Annotated in this window: 3 protein-coding genes; 1 reads left to right on the forward strand and 2 read right to left on the reverse strand. The window is 76.9% G+C overall.

Annotation, left to right across the window (positions count from 1 at the left end; genetic code table 11):
* Positions 1-66: 66 nt before the first annotated feature.
* Both ACFXA3_RS34725 and ACFXA3_RS34730 read right to left on the reverse strand, forming a co-directional pair.
* Positions 67-2,325, reverse strand: coding sequence for a DUF5682 family protein (locus tag ACFXA3_RS34725; RefSeq protein WP_385193666.1), 2,259 nt, complete (start codon positions 2,323-2,325; stop codon positions 67-69).
* Complete coding sequence (locus ACFXA3_RS34730) at positions 2,322-3,428, reverse strand: AAA family ATPase (RefSeq protein WP_385193668.1); 1,107 nt, start codon at positions 3,426-3,428, stop codon at positions 2,322-2,324. The genes ACFXA3_RS34725 and ACFXA3_RS34730 overlap by 4 nt, the downstream gene beginning before the upstream one ends.
* A gap of 134 nt (positions 3,429-3,562) precedes the next feature.
* Here ACFXA3_RS34730 and ACFXA3_RS34735 point away from each other — a divergent pair, with 134 nt between their 5' ends.
* Complete coding sequence (locus tag ACFXA3_RS34735; RefSeq protein WP_385193671.1) at positions 3,563-4,903, forward strand: SWIM zinc finger family protein; 1,341 nt, start codon at positions 3,563-3,565, stop codon at positions 4,901-4,903.
* The last annotated feature ends 344 nt before the right edge of the window (positions 4,904-5,247 follow it).

Raw genomic sequence — 5,247 nt, forward strand, 5'->3', positions numbered from 1 at the left:
TCTCATTGGCGGCGGCCGCGTCCGTTGTGTACACGCGCCCCCCCCCGCCCGGGCGGGCCACCCCCGTCACCCCGCCGGGCCGGCCAGCCGGAGCCGGACCACGGGGAGCACCGCGTCGGCGCGGACCGGGTCCAGGGCCGGGGCGAAGCCCGCGGGGGCCGCGCCCCGCACCGGCTCCGCCGACGGCCCGCGCCGCACCAGCTCCCCCAGGCTCCGCTTGACGCCCGGCTCGTACGCCCCGAACGTCCGCCGCAGCAGCGGCAGCACGGCGATGAACGCCGCCTCCGGCACCCCGGTCAGCCACGCGTCGACCAGCCCCAGCAGCCGCTCGTCGTGGACCAGCAGCGTTCCCCCGCCCGAGGCGGCGCCCGCGAAGCCCTCGATCCAGCCCGCCGCGTCGGCCGGGGCGGCCGCCGGGGACAGCGACAGTCCCATCAGCCGGGCCGTTTCCTCCGCCGGCAGCCTCCCGTCGTCCAGGAGCAGCCGGGCCGCCCGGCCGCGGATCACCCCCGGCACGGTGTCCCGGCCGGCCAGCACCCCCAGGACCGCCGCCCAGCGCTCCCTCGGCCCGTCCTCGTCGAGGAGGTCCACCGCGCCGTGGACGCCGTCCACGTGGCCCCGCATCTCCCCCGCCGCGTCCGCGTCCAGGCCCGCCGCGCAGGCGGGCGGCAGCGCCACGCAGATCCGTTCCGCGAGGCCGCCCGCGACCGTCCGCAGCGCCGACGCGTCGGTCCCCCGTACGTCGCCGTAGCGCAGCGAACGGGCCAGCGCCGGCAGGGCCTTGGCGAGTCGCGCCACGTCGGCGTCCAGCGCGGCCAGGTCCGCGAGGGCGCGCAGTACGGCGGGCAGCGCCCCGGACAGCCCGGCCAGCAGGCACCGCTCGGCCAGGGCCGTCACCTCGCCGAGCTCCGCCGCCCCGGCCGCGTCCGCCTCGGCCTTGGCGGTGGCGGCCGCCACGACGGTGGTGCCCCAGATGCCGGCCTCGGCGACCCGCACCGACAGCTCCGGCTCCCACCGCAGCCGCCACGTCTCGCGGAACGTCCCGGTACCGGCCCGCGAGGCGGCCGGGGTGCCCCAGTCGATGCCGAGCAGCCGCAGCCGGTGCAGCAGCAGGGACCTGGCCGCGTCGGTGTCCTTGCGCAGGTCGAGTTCCAGCTCGCGTTCCCGCGCCTCGGCCTTGAGCCGCAGCGAGCGCTGCCGGCGGGTCAGGTCCCGTTGCAGGGGGACGACGGGCGTCCCGTCGGGGACCTCGCCGAGCACGTCGCCGACGACCAGCCGGTCCTCGACGAGCGCGAGCGGTACGTCGGAGCCGTCGCACATCACGGCCCGTACGGCTTCGAGGGTCTCCGTCAGCCCGGCCACCGGCCGCCCGCGCACCGCGGCCAGGGTCCCGGCCAGCCGGACCGCCTCGATGACGTGCGCCGGGGAGACGTGCCGGTCCTCCTCCCGGAGCAGCCCGGCGACCCGGGTCAGCCACCGTTCGACGGGCCGGTCCCGGGCCGCGAAGAGGTGCGCGTACCAGCCGGGCGAGGTGATGCCCGCGCCGTACCCGCCGGCCCGGGCGAGCCGCCGGTGGGTCCAGGGCACCCAGGTGGTCTCCACCCTGGTCTTGGGGAGCCCGGTCAGCAGCGCCCTGTCCGCGGCGGCCGTGGTCTTCGCGCGCAGCGCCGGCACGTGCCAGGCCCCGCACACCACGGCGTATCCGTCGCCGAACTCCCGGCGGGCGGCCCGCATGCACCGGCGCATGTGCGCCTCGCGCACCGCGTCCCGGGGGTGTCCGCCGTCCCCGTAGGTCTCGCGCAGGGTCGCCATGGCCTCCGCGAGCGCCTCGAAGGCGGCGAGCGGATCCGCGGGCGCGCCGCCGCGGTGCTCGACGACGTCCTCCCACCAGCGCTCGGGATCGTCGTAGCCGGCGGTCTCGGCGAGCACCGCGAGCGGGTCCACCCGTACGGGGCCGGCGGCGTCCGGGGCGGTCTGCGCGGCGAGCGCGTGCGCGGCCGGGAGGTCGATGAACCGGACCGGGACCGGTTCGTCCTGCTGCTGTGCCCAGCGCAGGGCGACCCACTCGGGCGAGAACGCGGCCAGCGGCCAGAACGCGGCCCGGCCCGGATCGTCGGCGGCGTGCGCGAGCAGGGCGACGGGCGGCCGCATCCCGGGGTCGGCGGCCAGCGGGAGCAGGGCGTCCCCCTCGGGCGGGCCCTCGATCAGCACGGCCGCCGGGCGGGCCGCGTCGAGGGCGGCCCGCACGGCGCGGGCCGAGCCCGGCCCGTGGTGGCGTACGCCCAGCAGCAGCGGGCCCCGCCGTCCGGCGGCCGGTCCGCTCATGCCGTCACCTCCCGGCAGGCGCGGTAGAAGTCCTTCCAGCCGTCCCGCTCGCGCACCACGGTTTCGAGGTACTCCTGCCAGACGGTTCCGTCGGCGGCGGGGTCGCGGACCACGGCGCCGCGGATTCCGGCGGCCACGTCGGACGGGCGCAGGACGCCGTCCCCGAAGTGGGCGGCGAGCGCGAGGCCGCCCGTGACGACGGAGATGGCCTCGGCGGTGGACAGCGTGCCGCTCGGCGATTTCACCTTCGTGCGCCCGTCACCGGTGATCCCGTCGCGCAGCTCGCGGAAGACGGTGACGACGCGGCGGATCTCCTCCAGGCCCTCGGGCGCGGCCGGCAGGTCGAGGGCGCGGCCCATCTGGTCGACGCGGCGGGCGACGATGTCGACCTCGGCGTCGGCGGTGGCGGGCAGCGGCAGCACGACCGTGTTGAAGCGGCGGCGCAGTGCGCTGGAGAGCTCGTTGACCCCGCGGTCGCGGTCGTTGGCGGTGGCGATGAGGTTGAACCCGCGTACGGCCTGCACCTCCTGGCCGAGTTCGGGTATCGGCAGCGTCTTCTCGGACAGGACGGTGATGAGGGTGTCCTGGACGTCGGCCGGAATGCGGGTGAGCTCCTCGACCCGGGCGGTGGACCCCTCGGCCATGGCCCGCATGACGGGGCTCGGCACGAGGGCTTCGCGGCTGGGCCCGTGGGCGAGGAGGCGGGCGTAGTTCCAGCCGTACCGGATCGCCTCCTCGGGGGTGCCGGCGGTGCCCTGGACGAGGAGGGTGGAGTCTCCGCTGACGGCGGCGGCCAGGTGCTCGGACACCCAGGTCTTGGCGGTGCCCGGGACGCCGAGCAGGAGCAGGGCGCGGTCGGTGGCGAGCGTGGTGACCGCGACCTCGACGAGGCGGCGCGGGCCGACGTACTTGGGCGTGATGACCGTGCCGTCGTCGAGGGTGCCGCCCAGGAGGTACGTCGCGACGGCCCACGGGGAGAGCTTCCAACGCGTCGGGCGGGGCCGGTCGTCGGTGGCCGCGAGGGCTTTCAGTTCGTCCGCGAAGGCGTCTTCGGCGTGCGGTCGCAGCGGCTGGGCGCCGGTGCCGTTCTCGGGCGTGCTCATGGTCCCCCTCCAATGCTCGGCAGCCGATCCCGGCCGCTGGGACAACCGTGCACCACCCCACTGACAACGCCCCTCCCCTGCACGGTTGTTGCAGGTCAGAGCGATTGTCAGTGGGGGTCTCTACGGTGGGACACATGACTGAGCAGGGGGTCCGCCCGACGGCGGAACAGGTACTGGCCCTGGCTCCTGACGTTGCATCACGCACGGCGGGGGCCGGGCTGGGCGGGGCGGGTCCGTGGTCGCAGACCGGAGATTCCGCTTCCGGTCTGGTGTGGGGGGTGTGCAAGGGCAGCGGCAGTACGCCGTACCGGACGGTCGTGGACCTGACGGGCCCGGCGTACGACTGCTCCTGCCCGAGCCGGAAGTCCCCGTGCAAGCACGCGCTCGGGCTGCTGCTGCTCCGGGCGGCGGACGGGGTCGAAGGGGGTGGTGACGCGCCGGACTGGGCGGCGGGATGGCAGGCGGGGCGGGCGGCGCAGGCGGGGCGGGCGGCCGCCGCGGAGGGCGGACCGGTCGACGCGCAGGCGGCGAGGCGCCGGGCCGAACGGAGGGCGGCCCGGATCAGCGCCGGCGTCACCGAGCTGGAACAGCGGCTGGAGGACGTGCTGCGCTCGGGCCTGGCCGGTCAGCAGCAGGCGGGCTACGCGCCCTGGGAGGAGACGGCCGCGCGGATGGTCGACGCCCAGGCGCCGGGACTCGCGGCGCGGGTGCGGGAGTTGGGGACGATACCCGGTTGCGGTCCCGGCTGGCCCGCCCGGATGCTGGAGGAGGGCGCGCTGCTGCACCTGCTGAACCGGGGTTGGCTCGGGTTGGCAGGTTTGCCGGAGCCGCTCGCCGCGACGGTCCGGAGCAGGGTGGGGCTTCCGGGTTCCGGCGCGGAGGGGGAGGTCGTACGGGACAGCTGGCTGGTGCTGGCCCAGTACGACTCGGTGTCACCGGACGGCAGGCTCACCACCCGCCGGACGTGGCTGCACGGGCTGGGGAGCGGGCGCCCGGCCCTGGTGCTGGACTTCGGGCCGCCCGGGCGGCCGCCGGCGCTGGCGCTGCCCGTGGGGCTGGTGCTGGCGGCGGAGGCCCGCTTCCGGCCCGGTACGGCGGGGCTGCGGGCGGATCTCGGGGAGAGGTCCGCGCCGGCCGCGCCGGACGGCCGGGTCCCGGCCGGGGTCTCCACGGGGGCGGCACTGGAGGCGTACGGGGCGGCGCTGCGGGAGGACCCGTGGCTCGACTCGTGGCCCGTGGTGCTGGGCCCGGTGATCCCGATACCGGGGGAACTGGGCTGGCAGCTGGCGGACGCGGAGGGCACCTCCGCGCTGCCGGTCGCGCTGACCGGGGGCGGATCGCGGTCCGGGCTCTGGCAGCTGGCCGCGCTCTCGGGCGGCGGCCCGGTCACGGTGTTCGGCGAATGCGGACACCGTGGATTCACCCCGCTGACGGCCTGGCAGCCGGGCTGCCCGGAACCGGTCGCCCTGGGGTGACGGGACCGGGGGTCCCGTAGGGGAGGGAACGGCGGCGCGGGGGCGCCGACGTGCACGAACGACGAAGCCGGGGGGCTTTTGTGAACGACAACCACGCAAGCTGAAGGGTCGGCCGACGGGGAACGAGAGCCGCTCCGGTCCCGCGGAGGGGGCGGGACCGGAGCACTGCCGCAGGAGAGAGGGAGGGGCGCGGTGACGACGACAACGAAGGCGGACACGGACGCCGGCACGGGTCACGGGGAGTGGGAGGAGCTGGTCGGTGCCGCGCTGCTGGGCACCGGCCGGGGGGGGGGGGGGCCGGCCGCCCGGCGCGGAGACAAAAAGAACACGAGCGCCCCAAGAGA

The sequence above is a fragment of the Streptomyces sp. NPDC059456 genome, from assembly GCF_042750055.1.
Lineage (GTDB): Bacteria > Actinomycetota > Actinomycetes > Streptomycetales > Streptomycetaceae > Streptomyces.

Coding starts and splice junctions, on each gene's coding strand:
- ACFXA3_RS34725 (WP_385193666.1), bottom strand. CDS start 2,325: ATGAGCGGACCGGCCGCCGGACGGCGGGGCCCGCTGCTGCTGGGCGTA.
- ACFXA3_RS34730 (WP_385193668.1), bottom strand. CDS start 3,428: ATGAGCACGCCCGAGAACGGCACCGGCGCCCAGCCGCTGCGACCGCAC.
- ACFXA3_RS34735 (WP_385193671.1), top strand. CDS start 3,563: ATGACTGAGCAGGGGGTCCGCCCGACGGCGGAACAGGTACTGGCCCTG.